This is a genomic window from Chryseobacterium sp. FG46 (genome assembly GCF_057809135.1).
The window spans coordinates 1-20237 of record NZ_JBMDJJ010000010.1; the positions used below are offsets into that span (position 1 = coordinate 1).

16 protein-coding genes are annotated in these 20237 nt (G+C 36.8%); 4 read left to right on the top strand and 12 right to left on the bottom strand.

Annotation, left to right across the window (positions count from 1 at the left end):
- Positions 1-177 precede the first annotated feature (177 nt).
- From ACODR7_RS09285 to ACODR7_RS09295, 3 genes are all read right to left on the bottom strand, one after another.
- Positions 178-2946: an outer membrane beta-barrel protein gene (locus tag ACODR7_RS09285; protein ID WP_488838769.1), complete on the bottom strand. Its 2769-nt coding sequence runs from the start codon at positions 2944-2946 to the stop codon at positions 178-180.
- Between the two features lie 96 nt (positions 2947-3042).
- Complete coding sequence (locus tag ACODR7_RS09290; RefSeq protein ID WP_076596553.1) at positions 3043-3462, bottom strand: SH3 domain-containing protein; 420 nt, start codon at positions 3460-3462, stop codon at positions 3043-3045.
- 6 nt (positions 3463-3468) lie between these two features.
- Positions 3469-3957, bottom strand: coding sequence for a BON domain-containing protein (locus ACODR7_RS09295; protein ID WP_047434427.1), 489 nt, complete (start codon positions 3955-3957; stop codon positions 3469-3471).
- A gap of 220 nt (positions 3958-4177) precedes the next feature.
- On the opposite strand from ACODR7_RS09295, the gene ACODR7_RS09300 reads away from it, so the two are divergent.
- Positions 4178-5428 carry a dicarboxylate/amino acid:cation symporter gene (locus ACODR7_RS09300; RefSeq protein ID WP_110367164.1) on the top strand — a complete coding sequence of 417 codons (1251 nt, stop codon included), beginning with the start codon at positions 4178-4180 and terminating at the stop codon, positions 5426-5428.
- A 6-nt stretch (positions 5429-5434) separates the two neighbouring features.
- Positions 5435-6160 (top strand): phytanoyl-CoA dioxygenase family protein, encoded by a 726-nt coding sequence (locus ACODR7_RS09305; RefSeq protein ID WP_488838770.1) that lies wholly within the window; start codon positions 5435-5437, stop codon positions 6158-6160.
- A 193-nt stretch (positions 6161-6353) separates the two neighbouring features.
- Here the strand turns inward: ACODR7_RS09305 and ACODR7_RS09310 are convergent, their stop codons facing one another.
- Together ACODR7_RS09310 and ACODR7_RS09315 are read right to left on the bottom strand one after the other, a co-directional pair.
- Positions 6354-9155, bottom strand: a complete 2802-nt coding sequence (locus ACODR7_RS09310; protein ID WP_488838771.1) for a GH92 family glycosyl hydrolase — start codon at positions 9153-9155, stop codon at positions 6354-6356.
- 117 nt (positions 9156-9272) lie between these two features.
- Entirely contained in the window at positions 9273-9728 is a 456-nt protein-coding gene (locus ACODR7_RS09315; protein ID WP_488838772.1) for a hypothetical protein, read from the bottom strand.
- Positions 9729-9878: 150 nt separating this feature from the next.
- On the opposite strand from ACODR7_RS09315, the gene ACODR7_RS09320 reads away from it, so the two are divergent.
- Positions 9879-10985, top strand: a complete 1107-nt coding sequence (locus tag ACODR7_RS09320) for an Mrp/NBP35 family ATP-binding protein (RefSeq protein ID WP_062674106.1) — start codon at positions 9879-9881, stop codon at positions 10983-10985.
- Between the two features lie 47 nt (positions 10986-11032).
- Positions 11033-11281 (top strand): NifU family protein, encoded by a 249-nt coding sequence (locus ACODR7_RS09325; RefSeq protein ID WP_002977212.1) that lies wholly within the window; start codon positions 11033-11035, stop codon positions 11279-11281.
- Positions 11282-11431: 150 nt separating this feature from the next.
- Here the strand turns inward: ACODR7_RS09325 and ACODR7_RS09330 are convergent, their stop codons facing one another.
- From ACODR7_RS09330 to ppk1, 7 genes are all read right to left on the bottom strand, one after another.
- Positions 11432-11824 carry a DUF3060 domain-containing protein gene (locus tag ACODR7_RS09330; RefSeq protein ID WP_488838773.1) on the bottom strand — a complete coding sequence of 131 codons (393 nt, stop codon included), beginning with the start codon at positions 11822-11824 and terminating at the stop codon, positions 11432-11434.
- A gap of 70 nt (positions 11825-11894) precedes the next feature.
- A complete protein-coding gene (locus ACODR7_RS09335) occupies positions 11895-12737 on the bottom strand; it encodes an SIR2 family NAD-dependent protein deacylase (protein WP_488838774.1) in 843 nt (280 codons plus the stop codon).
- A 100-nt stretch (positions 12738-12837) separates the two neighbouring features.
- Positions 12838-15876, bottom strand: coding sequence for a choice-of-anchor I family protein (locus ACODR7_RS09340; protein ID WP_488838775.1), 3039 nt, complete (start codon positions 15874-15876; stop codon positions 12838-12840).
- A gap of 140 nt (positions 15877-16016) precedes the next feature.
- Positions 16017-16166 (bottom strand): hypothetical protein, encoded by a 150-nt coding sequence (locus ACODR7_RS09345; protein WP_168802047.1) that lies wholly within the window; start codon positions 16164-16166, stop codon positions 16017-16019.
- Positions 16167-16170: 4 nt separating this feature from the next.
- The gene (locus tag ACODR7_RS09350) at positions 16171-16815 is read right to left on the bottom strand and encodes an NAD-dependent epimerase/dehydratase family protein (protein ID WP_488838776.1); all 645 of its coding nucleotides are present in this window, start codon (positions 16813-16815) and stop codon (positions 16171-16173) included.
- Between the two features lie 315 nt (positions 16816-17130).
- The gene (locus tag ACODR7_RS09355) at positions 17131-18015 is read right to left on the bottom strand and encodes a Ppx/GppA phosphatase family protein (RefSeq protein ID WP_488838777.1); all 885 of its coding nucleotides are present in this window, start codon (positions 18013-18015) and stop codon (positions 17131-17133) included.
- Positions 18012-20084 carry a polyphosphate kinase 1 gene (gene ppk1, locus ACODR7_RS09360; RefSeq protein ID WP_488838778.1) on the bottom strand — a complete coding sequence of 691 codons (2073 nt, stop codon included), beginning with the start codon at positions 20082-20084 and terminating at the stop codon, positions 18012-18014. The genes ACODR7_RS09355 and ppk1 overlap by 4 nt, the downstream gene beginning before the upstream one ends.
- Positions 20085-20237: the final 153 nt, after the last annotated feature.

Below are 20237 nucleotides of genomic sequence, written 5' to 3' on the forward strand. Positions count from 1 at the left end.
ACTAAATAACAATAAATGTATAAAACTAGAAATAATTGTGTCCACACGATAGTCCGGAGGAGGGGAATTTTACATCTTCAGTGGTGATTGTATTCAGGGTTCAATTTTGTTTATTCATAGAAATAGCCGGAAAGATCCGGCCATTATCAAAAATATATATAAAAGTATAGTGTCGCTTTACTGCATCTTTTTTCCTGCAAACTTATTCAGTTTCATGCTGATGGAGAACATGATGTATCTTTTCAGGATGAGGTCTTCACGGTCTTCAAAATAAGAATCGGTAATGGTTCTTCTCACGCTTTGATTTTGATTCAAGACATCGTAGATTTTTACCTTTGCCGTAAACTGTTTTTTATAGAATGAATATCCAAGGCTGGTATTCCAGAAGTAGAAATCCCTTTTGAAGCCCGGAGCAATATTGGAGTTGGTATTGTATTCAAAATCATTTCCAAATACAAATCTGCCCTGCAGCATATAATTCGTCAGTTCCAGTTTTAAGGATTGATTGGCTGTATTTACATTCGTTATATTGTAATTGGTATAATTTGAAAAATTGTATCCAAGTCTGTAAGAGGGCTTAATCGTCATTTTATCTTTAATTTCATAGGTAAGATTAAGACCTGGGTTTAGATTATAAGAATTGCTGGTGAAAGATTGTCCATCAATAAAACCGTTATTATAAGTATAGTTCATATTGAATCTTGGATTGATAATAAGTTTATTATTCTTCCATTTCAATACTTTACTGAAACCTCCGCCGGCATTGATGCTTTTATTTCCGCTTACGTTGTCGTAAGTGATCACCTGTTTTCCTGCATTATCATAGGTAGAAAAATTGATGATGTCATTATTTCTGTATGTAAAACCAACGTTGAAATAGTAGCTGAGATCTTTTACTTTATTATAATTATTGAAATACAGATAAAGATTGTTGGTCCAGGTATTTTTCAAATTCGGATTTCCCTGATAGGTAATTAAAGGATTGGATTCATCTTTATAAGGAGTCAGTTGTTCTGCTGTCGGAATGGTGAAGTTGGAATAGTTGTAAAAGCTTAGGGTTTTTCCTTCAGTCAGCTGGTAGTAAAGATTGATATTATATTGGGGCAGTACAAAATTTTTCTGCAGATCATATTGCTGTCCGTTATAGATAGAATTTACTTTCATATCTGAAATATCAAGGTTCATGGAAGCCCAGAAATTCAGTTTCTTTTTGCTGAGTTGATAAGTGAACTCAGGAGAGATCTGATTAATTTTTTGCTTCATATTGTTGGATAAAAGCTGATTAAATTTGGTGTAATCTCCGGTTGTAGTATCAAAATCATTTACATTTCTCAAATCTCTGGAAGATCTTGTTTCGTATTTTACTTCAAAACTTACACTGGAAGAATCGGAAACAGGTTCCGTATATCCTGCACTGAAATTGAAACTGCTGTTCTGATTTTTATTTTTGGCTAATTGATCCCTGTTGTCTGTTGTTGTTCCACTAGGTTGGTAGAAAGTGTTTTGGGACTGGTTCAGGTTATCCCTTCTGGATTCTGATATGGAGCTGTTCATATTGGCTGAAACCGAACGGCCTTTTTTCTTAAATTTTTTAGAAAAATAGATGTATGGATTGAATGAATTGCTTTCCGAATCATTAGTTGAATAAGCATTACTTTCATTCACAAGTTTGCCATTATTTAAAGTAGATGAACGTGAATTATTAAAATTAAAACTGCTGTTTTTCGTAAATCTTGGAGAAAGATAGATACTTGTCATGGAATCCAGCTTGATTTTAGCCGAAGTATCAAAGCTGTATTGTTTGGATTCATTTTCTCCATTACTTTCAGAATTGGTCTGAAGCGTATAAGTAGGGAGAAGGGTAGATCTTGAAACTTTAGATCTTGTTTCTGTATTGGAATCGGAATGCATCAGGCTGAAGGAATCCAGATCGGCATCTTTTCCCAGCTTGTCACTGTAATTTAACCCAATTGTTGTAGACCTTTGAATTCCTTTCGTACCACCTCCCTGGTTATAGTAAGTCACATTTCCTACCGTTGAGACAGATCCTCCCTGCATCATCCAGGCATTCCGGCCATTTCCCATGCTGTCAAAAACCTCATCTCTGGAAAATCCCTGAGAATTGATGTTATTGGAAGAAGCCAATAGACTTATTTTCGTATCCCCTTTAAAATAACTCGCAAGTCCGCTTGCTTCATACCGCTTATCTGATCCATAACCGACCGTAAGTCTTGTCAGTAAACCTTTATTTTTCTTCTCATCAATATTAAAGTTGATGGTGGTATTCTGAGATTTGGCTGCTTTTCCGCTGAGTTCTTCCTCCTTTGTTTTGGTTGTGGTAAACTGAATATTCTTGATGATATCTGCGGGTAAATTCTGAAGGGCAATTTTACCGTCTTTATCAAAGAAAGGCTTTCCATTGATCATGATCTGGTCTACTTCTTTGCCATTCACGGTAATCTTTCCCTCATTGCTGATTTCCACACCGGGGATCTGCTTCAGAAGTTCCTCAATTTTACTGTCAGGGCGTACTTTGATCGCTGAAGCATTGAATTCAATAGTATCTTTTTTGATTTTTACCGGAGAAACGGTGATTTTTACTTCATCAATTGTATTCACAATACCTTGTTTCTCAAGCTGAATATCTCCAAGAGATAATGACTGATCTATTTTCTCAAATTTTTTTGAATAGGAAGTTAATTTATCAGCATCAATTTTAAGAATGGAAGGTTCTTTCATATCATCAATCTTCAGCGAGAATTTCCCTTCCCTATTGGTTGCCGTATAATTGATAATGGATGAATCTTTTTCTTTCAAAAGATAGACGGTGGCATTTTCTATCACTTTCTTTTCAGAATCTGATATTTTTCCGTCAATGTGTAGTTTTTGGGCGTGCAGAATAATGACTGTGAACATCAAAGTCAATAGCAACAGAGTTTTCTTCATTAGTTTTTTTTTCAGAGCCGTAAAAATATAAAAACATCCCAAAGTTGGGATGTTTCTATGCTTTTTTTGTGAAAATTTATTATTTTTTAATAAAAATTATGCTCTTAAATATCTTGAGTAAGCATATCCTTCCTGGCCGTCAGCATTTTTCACTTTCCACCAGTCATCAGAAGTTTGCTCAATAAGAGTCACAGAAGAACCTTTGGCAGCTTTACCTACAACGGCAGCTTCAGTAGAAGGTTCCTGTCTGATGTTAAGATTAGACTCTTCAGTAGCCACTGTTAAAGAAGCACCTGAAGCAAGACCTGCAACCTGTACGTCAATATTGATATCTGATGCAGAATAAGTAGAATCAATAGCTCCTAAAGCATTCCATACTGCATCTTTAGCCGCAGTGTTGGAAGCATTTCCGGAAACGTAAAGAATTCCGTCCTGCTCCTGAACCTGAAGATTGGAAATCCCTGCAGACTGTGCCGCTGAAACTACGCTTGAATATTTATCTTGTAATTCGCTCATCTTAAATTATTTTACGATTAGGTTGTTGTTATACTTTCCGATTTTCAAAGCATCTACGGATTCTTTGATTTTTCTAGCCTGTAAGCCGGAAACATTTCCTGTAAGAGTAAGCTGTCCGTTTACAACTTCTACTTTTACAGAAGGGAAATCTTTCACTGCATCCTGAACTTTTTTCTGAACAGCAGGATCTACAGCAGACGTAGTTTCCACTGGGGCAGGAGCAGGGGCAGCTGCTATAGTAGACATATCCATTACGTCTTTTACTCCGCTAATTGCTTTTAGTTTTGCAATCATCGCATCTTTCGACTGTTGATCTGCAAAAGTACCGCTTAAGTGAGCTACACCTTCTTTTACTTCCACAGAAGCATTGGGATTAGAAGTTACTATAGTTGTAGCCTGAGTCTGAAGGTCGGCATCAGAAACTTTCTTTTTACAAGAAATAGCACCGAAAGATACAGCTACAGCTAATGCAGCCATTGCAATAGTTTTTTTCATATTGTATATTTATTAATGTTGTTATACACTCAAATGTAATAATAAAATTTGTACCAAAAGAATAAAAATTCAATAAATGTTTCTTAATTTTTTTACAATATTTTCTAAACCAGGGAATTAATTTTTTGAGATTAAAAACTTAATGGAAAAATCATCTCTGTAGAAGAAAATCTTCTGCCAATTGAAAAACCATTATATTTGCGCAAATTGAACTATATATATGAAAGGACAGAATAAACTTTTTATAGCAATTATCATAGCACTTCTTCTGGGTGTAGGAATTGGAGGTATTGTACATGTAAGCTATCCGGATAGTGCAGAACCATTTTCTAAAAATATAAAACTGTTGGGAACAGTTTTTATCAGATTGGTACAGATGATTATTGCTCCATTGGTTTTTACAACATTAGTAGTGGGGATTGCCAAAATGAGTGATATCAAAATGATCGGAAGAGTAGGTACAAAAGCCATGCTTTGGTTTATTTCAGCTTCTCTGATTTCCCTTTTCATTGGGTTGATCCTTGTTAATTGGCTTGAACCTGGGCATGTTACAAAATTGCCAATTCAGGATGTTGCTTCTGCTGATGAGCTTCTTAAAAGCAGCAAAAGTTTTTCCATGGAAGACTTCGTAAAGCACATGATTCCTAAAAGTTTATTTGAAGCTTTTGCTACCAATGAAGTATTGCAGATTGTTGTATTTGCGGTAATGTTCGGTGTTGCACTGGCTAATTTAGGAGAAGAATATGCTAAACCTGTTGTAAAACTTTTTGATATTATTGCTCATGCTATTCTTAAAATGGTAGGATACATCATGTGGTTTGCGCCGCTTGGAGTATTGGGAGCTATTGCAGCCGTAGTGGCCACCAATGGTTTTGAAATCTTTAAAGTATATGCTATTTATTTAAGAGACTTCTTCTTTGCTATAGCTGTTCTTTGGCTGGTGCTTTTATTGGTAGGATATTTTATCTTAGGAAACCGTCTTTTTGACCTTTTAAAAAGAATTAAAGAGCCATTATTGATTGCTTTCTCTACCACGAGCTCGGAAGCAGTATTTCCGAAATTAGTTGAAGAACTTGAAAAATTTGGATGTAACAGCAGAGTGGTATCTTTTATATTACCTTTAGGATATTCGTTCAATCTGGATGGAAGTATGATGTATATGACATTTGCTTCAATCTTTATTGCCCAGATTTATGGAATTGAAATGACTCTTGGACAGCAGATCACCATGCTTTTGGTATTGATGCTCACTTCAAAAGGAATTGCAGGAGTTCCGAGAGCTTCTCTGGTGATTATCGTGGCAACCTGTTCAATGTTCGGGATTCCGCCGGAAGGTATTGCTTTAATTTTGCCAATTGACCATTTCTGTGATATGGGTAGAAGTATGACCAACGTATTAGGAAATACACTGGCAACTACAGCCGTTTCAAAATGGGAAGGACAATTAACAGAACCATTAGACAAAATTTAAATATCAATGAGTTTAAAAAACTTAGAAAATCATAAAAGCCATATTGAAGAATATGGCTTTGCTGTTATCAATAATGTGTTTTCGCAGAAAGAGTTAGGAGACATCAACCATGTTCTGCACAATATAGACACTTCCAAAGAAAACTTTAGAAAGTCTGAAGATCTTTTCGCCATAAGACAGTTTTTAAAAGAAGTTCCGGAAATCAAAGACCTCATTTTTAATGGAAATATTCAGAAAATAATCAAGGAAATTTTCGGAGAGAAATATTTTGTGGTCAAAAGTATTTATTTTGATAAGCCCGAAACTTCCAACTGGTATGTGGCCTATCATCAGGATCTGACAATTTCTGTAGATAAAAAGCTGGAATTGGAAAATTTCGGACCGTGGACTACCAAACAAAATCAGTTCGCGGTACAGCCTCCACTGAATATTCTGGAAAATATCTACACCATCAGAATTCATCTGGATGATACCGATGAAAATAACGGAGCGCTGAAAGTAGTTCCAAAATCTCATGCAAAAGGTATTTACAGACCTGAAACCATTGACTGGTCCGTAGAAACGGAAGAAATCTGCAACGTAGAAAAAGGTGGAATTATGCTGATGAAACCTTTAACGCTTCACGGTTCCAACCGAACCACCAACGGAAAGAAAAGAAGAGTCATCCACATCGAATTTTCTGATATCGAACTTCCGGAAGTCCTGCAATGGTCTGAAAGAATGAATGGATAAAAAATCGCCCTTCGAGTTTTCGAAGGGCGATTTTTATTGCCGGAAGATGGATGCTGGAAGAAGGAGGTTTCTGAAAGACTAAGTACTAATATTAATCTATTTATTAAATTTTTGAAAATCAAATTCTCTTACAAATGGACTTTAGGAAGTAATTTGTCAAATAGAAACTTCCATCTTCACTCTTCCATCTTCCTTACTTTATACCAATCTCATCAATAAAAATATAAGCATCACCACCTGCTCCCTGGTGCCATTCCGGAAGTTTTCCGAAATAGTACGCTTTTACTTTAACGTATCGGGCTTCGGTAGGAAGAATTTCTGTAGAAAAGTTTTTGACCTGTACTTTTTCGTCCTTAGGATCAACATCGTTGTCGACGGTTTTCAGAAGGACAAAATCTTTTCCGTTCATGGAGGCATAATATTCTACTTTTTTAGGAATCAGAATCCAGGCTCTGCTGTCCTGAAGGTAAGTGGAAGATAATGATTTTATGTTCTGAGGGGATTTAAGATCAATAATAGCTTCAAAATTTTGGCCCTGATAACCATGCCATTCACCCTTTCTCCAGTTAATATCTCCTCTGATTCCGTCGATAAGAGCAAGGTTTCCGGTAGCGCTGTACTGTGGAGTTACTTTTGACAGGATATTAATATCCCAATAATTAGGTCTTCTGTTGAAATGAGCTGTGGTTACAGAACTTTTTTCGCCGTTTCTTTCAGCGTAAGCCATTACCTGAGTGGTTTTAGTGATGGAGAATGGTCCTTTATAAGTAGAGAACGTCTTTCTTTTATTGCTGTCACTGTCATCCATTGTCATATAATATATCTTGTCATTTGGGTTCAATGGAGTAATTTCAACTTTGGTAGAAAAATCAAAAATTCTGTCTGCAGCAATTACTGGTGAAGCGGTTTGTTCAGCATATTTAAAATCTTTAGCAGGTTTTATATTTTCGAATCCTAATTTTTTGAGTTCAGCTCTGCCTGTAGTTTTTGTAACCGTTCTTGTAGTGCCGTCTTCAAGATGAATTTTAATTTCGTCAAAATAGGGCGTTGTGGTTTCCCATTCCGGTAATCCCGGGGTTACAGAATAAATTCCCATGGAGCTTAAAACATACCAGGCGCTCATCTGGCCGCAGTCTTCATTTCCGATGAGGCCGTCAGGTGTATTTTTATAAAAATGATCAAGAATGTATTTAATTTTGGCATCTGTTTTTTCAGGCTTATCTACAAAATTGTACAGATAGGCAATATGATGGCTTGGTTCATTTCCCTGGGCATACTGTCCCATTAATCCTGTAATGTCTACCTGTTCTCTACCTGTTGTTTTATCAGGAGCAGTAAATATGGCATCAATGAACTGTTCGAACTTTTCTTTCCCTCCATGAGCTGCAATAAGCCCGGGAATATCCTGCTGTACAGAATAAGAATAATGCCACGAATTCCCTTCCGTATAATTGTTGTTGACTTCTCTCGGATCAAAAGGTTCATACCAGTTTCCGTTTTTTCTTGGCTGCATAAAACCTGTTTTTGGATTGTACAGGTTTTTCCAGTTCTGAGAACGTTGCATGAAATACTGATACTCTTCTTTCTTGGCTAAAATTTTTGCCATCTGAGCAATACACCAGTCATCATAAGCATATTCTACGGTTTTGGAAACACTTTCATGCTCATCATCTATGCTGATGTAATTATTCTGTTTATAAGCATTCAATCCAAAAATATCCTGCATTGCCGACCCTTTGGCAGCCTGAAACGCTTTTTCATAATCAAACCCCTGAATTCCTTTCGCCATAGCATCTGCAATCACAGAAACAGAGTGATAGCCAATCATACATTCCGTTTCATTGGAAGCCAGCTCCCATACCGGAAGTTTTCCTCCCTGTTCGTATTGTTTGATGAAGGTATTGATAAAATCAGCAGTTCTTTTTCTCTCGATTAAAGTCATCAGCGGATGAGCACCTCTGAAGGTATCCCAAAGCGAAAATACGGTGTAATAATCAAAACCATTGGCGGTATAAAGCTTGTTATCCCTGCCTCGGTATTTTCCATCAACATCCATATTGATGTTGGGTTGTGTGAAAACGTGATAAAGAGCAGTGTAAAAAACAGCTAATTTGTTTTTATCATCAGATTTTACCTCAATTTTTGAAAGTTCTTTGTCCCAGTCAGATTGTGCCTGTTTTTTTACAGCATCGAAATCTTTCGATTGTCCTTCTGCCAGCATATTCTTTTCTGCACCTTCATAGCCTGTAGGAGAAACAGAGACTTTGACATTGATTTTTTCTCCTTTTTTAACGGTGGCTGAAAATGCCAGAGCAAGCTTTGTGCCAGTAAAAAGATTGTCTTCCTGTTTTCCGTTAGCCTCTTTTTTTGAAATTTTCATAGGTTTTGAAAACTCAATTCTGGCATAAATATACTGGTTGGTGGCCCATGCTTCGCTTCTTCTGAAAATCTCAATCGTTTTATCATCAATAATCTTTACTTCACCCTCCAGAAGCTTATCTCTATGGTTGAGGTCTAAAATGATATTGGCATTTCCTGCATTGTTAAAGGTATATTCATGATAACCGACTCTTTTTGTTGTTGTAAGACGAACATCAATATTGTTCTTATCTAACTTGACAGCATAAAATCCCGCTGTCGCTTTTTCGTTTTTATGCGAAAATTTTGACGAATAATCTTTGCTGCTGAGGCTTGGATTTCCCATGGTGGGCATTAGCATAATATCACCGTAATCTGAAACTCCTGTCCCGTTCAGATGGGTATGAGAAAAACCATAGATCACAGAATCCGAATAATGATATCCGCTGCATCCGTCCCAGCTGCCGTCTATTCTTGTATCTGGAGAAAGCTGCACCATTCCGAAAGGAACAATCGCACCCGGAAAAGTATGGCCATGGCCTCCGGTTCCGATAAACGGATTAGCATATTGGGAGTAATTCTGTGCAGAAATAATTTGGGTAATAAATAGAGAAAATGCAATAAGGCCTTTTTTCATGTTCTGATTTTATCAGACGAAGATATTGAAAAACAGCAAAAGTGATGCAATAAAAGATAATTACAGCTTGTCCTGTTAAAAACGATCTAATTCATAAGAAGACAGAGCCAATTAAAATTACACTTCTCCTTCAAAAAAATGATTGAGATACGTCTCTTTATCTTTGTCTTCTCTTTCGGAGCCCAGATATTTTTTCCAGGACTGAGATTCATGATATACAATGCCCATTTCCCAGACACAGTAAGTCGGAAGATGGGTTTTGTTTCGTTCCCATACTTCAAATTTTCCGGAACCATCATAATACACACTTTCCCACAATTCATTTTCACTTCGCCATGTGCAGACTAACAGGAGATAATTTTCTCCACAGCGATGCATGATGACGAATCCCAGATCATCGATGTTTTTAAAATTTTCTTCAGCATTTTCAATACACAATTGTGCATTATCAATGTCCTGCTGGGAAACTTCTGAAGGATCACTGGCAAGGTCATACCATTTGAATTTTGTCTTTCCAACGGTAAAGATTCCTTTTGGTTGTGCGTATTTGGAAGGATAGGAAGTCGTTTTCATATCAATTGCTTTCTGGGATTGGTTGTGATATCAGAATAAAAAAACAGAATAAGAAATTTTTAACGATCTGATTTATCACCTGATATTATAGATTTTATTGATTCTAAATTACCGAAAAAATCCGTAAATTTGTAAACAATTTATATTTATATGTTGACGAAAGAAAAGGTTCAGGAATTCCTTAAAGAAATAGAAGTAGACGATTTGGTGAATAATCTTCAGATTATGGGTAACGATGTTTATATCGACATGACTGCCCATTCGCCTGCCATGCACGAAAAGAAAAAACTGGAGGCTGCCATGAAACAGGCTTTTGCCAGTGAGTTTGGAGAAGACATTCATTTAAAACTTAAAATCGTTTCTCCGGAGCCTAGTGAAATTCAGCAAAGTCAGATCAAAGGAAAACAAATTCCGGGAATTCAAAATATTATCGCTATTGCTTCCGGTAAAGGAGGAGTAGGGAAATCTACCGTTTCTGCAAATATGGCAGTAACGCTTGCTAAAATGGGCTTTAAAGTAGGATTATTGGATGCCGATATCTATGGTCCTTCAGTGCCTACCATGTTTGATACAGAAGGGCAAAAACCAATTTCTGTAGAAGTGAATGGTAAGAATCTGATGAAGCCTATCGAGAATTATGGGGTTAAAATGCTTTCAATAGGATACTTCTCAGGAGCCAATCAGGCTGTAGTATGGAGAGGGCCAATGGCATCAAAAGCTTTAAACCAGATGATCAGAGATGCTGCCTGGGGAGAACTGGATTTCTTATTAATTGACCTTCCTCCGGGAACAGGGGATATTCACTTGTCAATTATCCAGGAAGTGCCGGTAACAGGAGCAGTTATTGTAAGTACACCTCAGCATGTTGCATTGGCAGACGTAAGAAAAGGAATTGCCATGTTCCAGATGGAAAGTATTAACATTCCGGTTCTTGGTTTGATCGAAAACATGGCGTATTTTACACCGGAAGAACTTCCTGACAATAAATATTATATCTTTGGAAATCAGGGAGCACAATATTTAGCGGAAGATCTTGGAATTCCGGTATTGGGAGAGATTCCATTGATCCAGAGCATCAGAGAAGCAGGAGACGTCGGAAGACCGGCAGCGCTTCAGGAAGGATCTAAAATTGCAGATATCTACACAGAAACTGCCAGAAAAATGGTAGAAAGTTTAGTGGAAAGAAATAAAAATCTTCCTCCTACTGAAGCCGTGAAGATTTCCACAATGGCAGGATGCTCACCAAAAGCAAAATAATAATAATTTCAATAAAATTTGAAAAAACCGAATTGAACTGAAAAAATATGGAAACAAACATAACACACGAAGATACCGTAACAAGAGTAATGGAAGCTCTGGAAAGCATCAGACCGTTTTTGAATAAAGACGGAGGTGATATTGAGCTTATTGATGTGAAAGATAATCAGGTGTTTGTGAAACTTTTAGGTAACTGTTCCGGGTGTTCATTGAATTTTTCAACCTTAAAACTGGGTGTTGAAAATACAATCAAGCAACATGCTCCGGAAATCGAAAAGGTAATCAACGTAGAGTAAAATATATCTGAGATATTTTTATGAGACAGGCTTTTTTAAAGCCTGTCTTTTTATTTGCATATTGAGTCCATTAAGCTTACCAAACCTGACGGGTTTTAAAAACCCGTCAGGTTTATGATGAAATTTTTCAGACTCCAAAAAAAAATGTTTTTATTGTTTTATAACTTTGTTTCCTACCCCTTCTATAGAAACATCAGGCTTTCCTGATTTTGTTCCGGAAGTTCGGTAGTAGACCATATTGCCGCCGCCTTCCATGGAAACTTTATCCACTTTATCGATGTATACTTTATTACCTGTGCCTGAAACCGTAATTTTTTTAGCACTTCCTTTCACTGTTAATGTGTTGTCGCCACCTTCTACCTCAACAACGCCTCCATTGAGAGTGTAATTGAGCTTGTGGCCCACACCTTCTACATGTACAACCTTATCGCTTTCTGTTTTTTCTACCCCTTTTGTAGATTCTACTTTTCTGGACTGTGAAAAAGCAGTAGCTGTTCCCAGCAGCAGGAAACAAAGAATTCCTGCGGTTTTAATATTTTTCATTGTGAATTGGTTTTTTGTTCAGGATAAATATAGATATAAAATGCTTTGTGAAGGCATTTCAAAAGTTAAATCATTGTAAATAAGATTTACGATTTTGTTTTTTTATAATTTCTTTAATAGTCTTTAAGACTTCGGTTGATTTTTCCCGGATGATTAATGTATTTTTTTTATTTTTGATCAGTTCTGTGAAGTTATTGTCTTCCGTATTAATGTCTACGATAAAAGCTCCATATTTAAGAGCGGTTTCGGCAAGGGCAATAGGAAGGCTCGTTGCTCCGGAAGTACCAACAATAAAAAGAACGCCACTGTTTTTGGCAATTTTAAGTGCACTGAATTTTTTATTCGTTTTTTCGTCATAATACTCATCAAACCATAAAATATTCGGACGCATCCAATGTCCACAATGAGGACAGGTTAAAAGTTCCTTATCTTTCGCGGTAAGATCTTCATCCAGGTCTTTTCCATTTATTTCTACAGGTAAATTAAGGATCTCTTTACATCCGTTTGAACATTTGATCTCCCGGTTATTTCCATGAATTTCATAGATTCTTTGGCTTCCTGAACGACGATGAAGATTGTCAATATTCTGGGTAATCAAATGAAATCTGTCCTGAAGTTGAGCCTCAATATCTACCAGTTCAAAATGACTTTCGTTGGGAAAAGCATTTTCAAACATTTTCTTTCTGAAAAGAGAATATTGCAAAACTTCTTCCGGATGTTGTTTGAAATAATGTAAAGTCCCGAATTCTTCAGGTTTGTGAAATTGGGTTCCTTTTACCCAGATTCCATCTATTCCTCGATAGGTAGGAATTCCGCTGTCAGATGAGATTCCTGCACCGGTAAGAAAAGTAAAAAGATTTCGTTTTTCTTTTTGCCAGACTTGTTGTATAATATTTTCTAATTGTGTTTTCATTGAGGTTATAAAAGTTTAAAATTAATCATTTTTATTCGTAAATTAAAAAGCTCCGGAAAATCCGAAGCTTTACAATAGAATGGCATGTTATAATATATATTTACTTTACGATGACTCTCTTGATCTGTCCTTCCGAAGTTTTTACAAGATAAACTCCGGTAGAAAGATTGGAAGTGCTTATGGTTAGAGCATTCTTTTCCTTTCCGATTAATTTTCCTGACATATCGTACAATTCATAATCCTGTTTTCTGTTGAAATAAAGTGTATTTCCTTTGTTGACAGGGTTTGGAAATACATTGAAGGTCGCCTGTTCAGCTTTTATTTCACCAGTTCCAAGTGTTGCAGGCGTGGCCACTTCATACATGGATAAAGTTCCGCTGATTTCATTGGCGATAATCACACAGCCTTTATGAGTAGTCGTATTTTCAGGAGCGATGTAAATGATTCCTTCTGGACCATTATCTCCTCCGTATGCTGAGGTAGAACGCGAATGCTTATAATCTGTAAAAATAGGATTATTAGGATCTGTAATATTATAGACCATAACACCTCCTGTTCTTTCTAATGTAATAAAAGCATAAGTATGACCGTTGATATTTCCTAATGCCACTCCTTCCGGTTCAGGACCTTTAGCACGGCTTCGGTTTTTGACAGCATTGGATTCATTATCCGCATTGAAAATTAATGGATGCTTCATGGCAATATATCTTTCAAACTGATCACCACTATCATAAACAATCTGCCTGGTATCTGCATTGAAAATGGAGAATGAACGAGCTCCTAAAGCTGCGATTTCTTCAAATTCTGTATCTCCGTCTGTATTTCCTGTTGCAGAGGAAACCCTGAATCTTCCAAGATTATAAGATGCTTTTAAGATGCTTGAATTAGGGAAAAGTACAGGGTCTAAAGTATAATTATTAGCTCCCACAGTCGTTCTCTCGCTGAATCCTGAAAGATCTTTTTCATCACCTTCATTAGCGGTTACAATATAGTTGGTGTTTCCTACCTTATAATTTTGTACTGCATCCGGGACATAATATGCTTTTACCGGCCAGTTGGCAATTAACACCTCACCATTATTGTCTGAAGCATCCAATCCGTTTCCAGGAATGCTCATGTCTTTTTTACCCAATCCCCAGATTCCTGTGATCGTTTTGGTTGCCAGATTAATCTCAGCAATCGCATTGTTTTCCTGAAGGGTAACCCATGCTTTCTGACTGTCGGCACTAATGGTTACATATTCCGGTTCCAGATCCTGAGAAAGTGTATTATTCGTTCTTACTTTTCTTAATCCGCCAGCCATTAAAGATGTAAGCTGAGAATCAAAACTATTGAAATTAAGAGTCGTTACATTGCTTTGGGTAAGATTTCCAATACCTCCGGAAATGTCAATGATACTAATGGTGCCTTCAGGATCTATCGTATAGGCATCATTAGGTTCTCCTTCATTGGCGGTAACCACTTTTGTTCCGTCAGGGGAGAATGTCACCATATCCGGTAAAGTTCCTACAGTTACCTGTTTAATAAAGTTTCCATTGATGTCAAAAAAGACCACAGACCCATTTTGCTGAGGATCCGCATTAGGAGATGCAGCTGCAATGATTCCGTTTTTCACGGCGATACTTGTAATACCTCCATAAGGAGCCATATTCACTGTTTTTATCACTGAAGGTATTTCCGGATTACTGAAATCGATAATATCAAAAACATCCGTAATGGAGCTGATTGTGAATAAGCGCTGTGTTGCCGGATCATGAACTACAATTTCCGTAGAACTGTTATTATTCCCTGAAGGATCAAAACTTAGGAGATAATTCAGCTGAATCTGATGGGAAGGAACCGGAGCAGGTTTATCATTGTCTACAATATAAACGGTTGCAGAATTGTCTCCTGAAATAGTTGCTCCAACAGGATTTTCAAGACTCACAACAAAATATTCGGCCTGCTGTTCTGACACTGTGTCATCAATAATCGGGATATTAACGGTATAACTCGTTGTAGACGGAGTGATGTTAATTGTCTGATTGGCTAGTGTAAAATCATTGCTGTCAGCGGTACTGAAAGGTGTTGGTTTTACAACAAGGTTTACCGAAGAGGTCGAAGGATTGTTGATATTAATTTTTAATGCAAGATTTCCGGTATTTTCATTGACTTTGACGAAATTCTTTTCCAAAGAAATTGTTGTTCCGGCAGTGGTAAAAGTACTTGAAGTAACAGCCGTAATTCCATTATCACTAAAATCTTCTACCATATTAGGTGTAAGAGCTAAATAGTAAGTTTGCCCTGGCACAAGTCCGGAAGTTGGGATTACAGTGATGGTATTGTTACTGAAAGTTGTAGTGAACGGAACTTGTGTACCTGTAGCATTTCCAAGACGGAATTCAATAAGGTTTTGTGCATTGGAATTGTTGAGTGCAGAATTATCAGTTAATCTTACATTTTCATTGAAAGATAGTGTTGGATTTACAGTCGTTGAAGCATTATTGGTATTATGGGCAGGCAGGTAAGAGACTGCTGGTGGAGTAGTATCAACATTTCCTGCAGGAGTGGCGTCCACCGTAAAGTTGTCAAAACGATTGTTTCCTCCTGTTCCGCCTCCCGTTGCGGAAAATTCTACCTTTAATTTAAAGTTAGGGTTGTTGTTGGCTTCCTGTATAGTGGAAAAATCCAATGTAACCAATTGTGGATCGGCATCCTGAGGATTCACCGTCTGAAACTGCATAAAAGTAGTTCCGTCTGTGGAATAAGACCATGTCTGTGTTCCTGCTCCCTGACCGGATCTTCTGGTCGTGAACTTAATAATGACATTATTGTAACCTGTTGTAGGAAGATTAAATTGTAAAGCTCCTCCAATCGGATTATTGAATCTTAAGTGGGTACCTGAACCATCACCATTTCTGGCATTTAAATTTTGCAGGCTGAAATTCTGTCCGGTACCGCCGGTAAAATCGATTATACTTGTACCTCCTGCTAAAGCTGCAAGAGAACCATTCATCATAGTAGAAGTGGGTGTGGTAACAGTAGCCGCAGAAGTATTATTGTTAAAATTCCAGTAATGAATCAGTGTCTGCCCGAAAAGACTGCTCTGAAAGAAGAATGTGGCAATTACAGACCCTTTTAATAGGTAGTTGTTGATCATTTTTTGTTTCAATTAGATGAATACAAAAATGAACTTTATGTTTCGCAATTATTTTAATGGAATTTTAAGAAATGTTTAAAAAATAGGTTTATTTCCGATAAAGATAAAATGATATTCGAATGAGACATTTTAGAATGAAATTATTTTCCTGATTTTCCGGAAAAGTTTAAAATCCTTCCTGATTTATTTCCTTCCAAAGGATGTTTCTGCATATAAAAATATCCTGAAACAGCAGTCACAAGCAACAGTACAAAAATAACCAGAACAATTCTTTTTAACATGCCTCTCATAGCGCTAAATTTTTATATCTCTAATTTCTAAAGTAGATGTAGGGTATCCTTTTTGTGTCACATTGATCATTGCTCTACCCACCTCCTGTAAAGTTAATGATTTTGACTGAAAAAATACAGGGAAAATCCAAATAAAAGGTTTAAAAAACCATTTTACATTGGTTTGACCCTCAACAGGTTTCATAAATCCGGGACGGAAATTATACGCGCCTCTGAAATTCATTCTTTTCAAATCATTCTCCGTTTTGCCTTTTACGCGTGCCCACATCAGTTTTCCACTCTCTGTACTGTCTGTGCTTGCCCCGGAAACATAGTTGAACACCATTTCAGGATTTTGGTTCAAAACAGCTTTTGCAAAATGAAGGGTTGTATCGTAAGTAATTTTGGTGTAGTCTTCTTCATTCATACCTATACTGCTGATTCCTGCACAGAAAAAACAGGCATCATACCCTTTCAGTTTTTCATCATGAAGATCTATTGACAAGAAGTCGGAGACAAGGTATTCTTTCAGCTTCGGATGTGTTTTTCCAGAGGGTTTTCTGCTTACACTCAGGATTTCAGAAACATCTGGATTTTCAAGACATTCCATTAAAATACCTTCACCTACCATTCCGGTAGCGCCTGTAAGAATTATTTTGATTGGGTTCATTGCTCTGCTATTGATATAGGAATGACGGATAGGGATGGAGTTTTACTTTAAAAATTCAGAAAAATTTTATTAAGATAAAAGATAAAAGATAAAAGATAAAAGATAAAAGATTTGGTGTTAAAATTCAATAGGGGTGGGCTTTAGCCCATCTTTAAAAATGGCAAATCTTCCCATTTGGCTTTAGCCAAAACTTAATAAAAGAAGAGACTGTATAGATTGCTTCGTCGCTTCGCTCCTCGCAATGACATTGCGGGAAATGAATGCCAAAATAAAAGCCAGCACAAAACGGCTGGCTTTCAATAGTATTGCTTATGATTATTTTTTATGCTGCAGCTGACTGTAAATATTATGGATCAATCCGTCTGCTACAGAGATTTTAGGAACAAAAATTCTGTTAATATCAGACCATGACATCACATTGTTGAAAATTCCCAGTGCGTGTACCAGTACGTCTGCACGGTCTTCTCTAAGATTGTAGTTAGTCATTCTTTCTTCTACGGAAAGTTCATTGAATTCTTTGTAAACCTTTTTCAGGTGAGACAAAGACATAGGTTTTCCGTCTTTGGTTTTACTCATAGAGAATACTTTGTTGATGTTTCCTCCTGACCCGATGGCAACAATTGGTTTTTTACTGACAATATTTTTCTTGATCTCATCCTTCATTTCATTCCAGTTGTCCATTGTAACCAGATTGTTGAGAAGGCGGATCGTTCCGATGTTGAAAGATTTTTCATAAACCATTTTACCATTTTCGTAGAAGGTCAATTCTGTAGAACCTCCGCCCACGTCAATGTATAAATAGGCAAATTCTTTGTCAAGACCTTCTGCAACATGATTTTCGTAGATCAGTGTGGCTTCTTCATCACCAGAAATAATTTCAATATTGATTCCCGAGGTATCTTTCACCAGATTGATAATTTCATTACCGTTGGCAGCATCACGCATAGCGCTGGTAGCACATGCTCTGTAATGGTCTACTTTATATATTTTCATCAGATCACTGAAGATTTTCATGGAATCAATGACCATTTTTTCTCTTTCGGGACCTATCTTTCCTATGGTGAAAACATCCATTCCCAGTCTCAGAGGAATTCTGAGAAGGTTTAGCTTGATGAACTCAGGCTTTCTGTTATTGATCTTTACTTCATTGATGAGAAGGCGGGCTGCATTACTCCCTATGTCTATCGCTGCTATCTTCATTTCTTGCTTGTTTTAGCTTTTAAATATTTATAGGTTTCTATTTGTGATCGGCATTCGTGTTTATCATTTCTTACGTATTCATTGCTCAGTTTTTTGTCTAAAATCCTTGCTTTTACGTTATCTTTAAGCTGGATGTCAAGAATCTCTTTTAACTCCTTCTTAAGGTTCTTGTCAGTAATTTTAGCCGCTGCTTCAATTCTGTAATCAAGGTTTCTTGTCATCCAGTCTGCTGAAGAAATGTACATATCTTCGGACCCTTTATTGTAAAAATACATTACTCTGGCATGTTCCAGATATTCGTCTACAATACTGATGGCTTTTATTTTTTCTTTGAATTCCTTTTGGTTTACGGCACAATAGATACCTCTTACAATCATTCTGGTCACCACTCCGGCCTTAGCAGCTTCATATATTTTTTCAATCAGAGCACGGTCACTCATTGAATTTACTTTAACGATGATTTCTGCTCTTCGGCCTGCTTTGGCTTCTTCAATTTCCTTATCGATATGGTGAACAATCTTTTCACGCATAAACTGAGGGCAAACTAATAAATTTTTACAAGTTTTCAAAATAGGAATAAAGTCATCTTTCGGTTTTTTCAATACATTGAAGACTTTATTGATATCCGCCATGATGCCGCGGTCAGCTGTTAACAACAAATGATCACCATATATTCTGGCTGTTTTTTCGTTGAAGTTCCCGGTACTTACAAAGCCGTACTGTATGGTTTTATTGTGTGCTCTCTTTTTGATGACACAAAGTTTGGCATGTACTTTTTTATTAGGAATGCCAACAAGAACGGTAATCCCTTCAGGTTCCAGCATATCTTTCCATTTCAGATTGGATTCTTCATCAAATCTTGCCTGAAGTTCCAGCATTACCGTTACTTCTTTACCATTTCTGGCTGCGTAGATCAGCGCATTGATGATTTTTGAACTGCTTGCCAGACGGTATGCTGTAATCTGTATTGATTTTACATCCGGATCCATAGCAGCTTCACGAAGAAGATCAATCACCGGATTGTACTTGTGGTAAGGAAAAGTAAGGAGTACATCTTCTTTTAAAATAACATCTGTTACCCTTTCCCCATGTTCAAAAGCCTGATGAGTAAAAGAAGTTCTTTCTACAGGTCTTTCATACTTTTCAAAAACATCAGGAAAATCCATGAAATGTTTGAAATTATGAATTTTTCCTCCGGGAATGATACTGTCTTTCTTAGTCAGGTTCAGTTTTCTGATAAGGAGTTCCAGGAGAGCTTTATCCATATCTTTATCAAAAACAAAACGGGTAGGTTTCCCTTTTCTTCTGTTTTTAAGTCCTTTTTCTATTTTTTCTGCGAAGTTGGTTCTGATATCATTATCCAGATCCAGCTCGGCATCTTTTGTCACTTTAAATGCATTGGCCGCAAATTCATCATACCCGAAATAAGAGAATATATGGGGAAGATTGAAAGTAATCACATCTTCCAACAGCATTACATTTTTTTCTTCAGGATCTTCCGTTGGCAGCAATACGAATCTTCCTACAAAACGGGATGGAATTTCAATAATTGCATAATTACTGGAATACTGCCAGTCTTTTTTTCTCATGGCTACTCCCAGATAAAGACTTTTGTCTCTCAGATAGGGCATAGGGGTATTTTCGTGAAGAAGAATCGGAATCACATTGGCTTCTACTACTTCATCGAAATATTCTCTGACAAATTCTTTTTGTTTGGCAGTCAGATTTTTGGAATTTTTAATGGAAACTTTATGATCAGCCATTTCGGTCTGGATCTTTTTCCAGGTTTTATCGAAATTCAGCTGTTGTCTCATTACGACTTCATTGATTCGCTGAAGGATTTTGCTGGGCGGCTGATAGAACGATTCAGCAATTACTTTTTCCTTGAAATCCATGGCACGCTTTAATCCGGCAACACGTACTCTGAAAAATTCATCTAAATTGTTGGAGAAAATTCCGAGGAAACGTATTCTTAAATGTAAGGGAACTTTTTCATCCATGGCTTCCTGCAAAACTCTTTCATTAAAGGCAAGCCATGTAATATCTCGGGGATTAAAGTGTATTGACATTCTAAATGTGTATGTTTTATCAAAAATAATAATTCGCTAAGATTCTTCCTCTATTTCTTAGGTTAAACTTTGATTAATTTTTGAAGATTGGTGAATTAACCTGTGGGATTGATGGTAATTATATTGATAATCAGTGTGTTTTTGTACGATTGA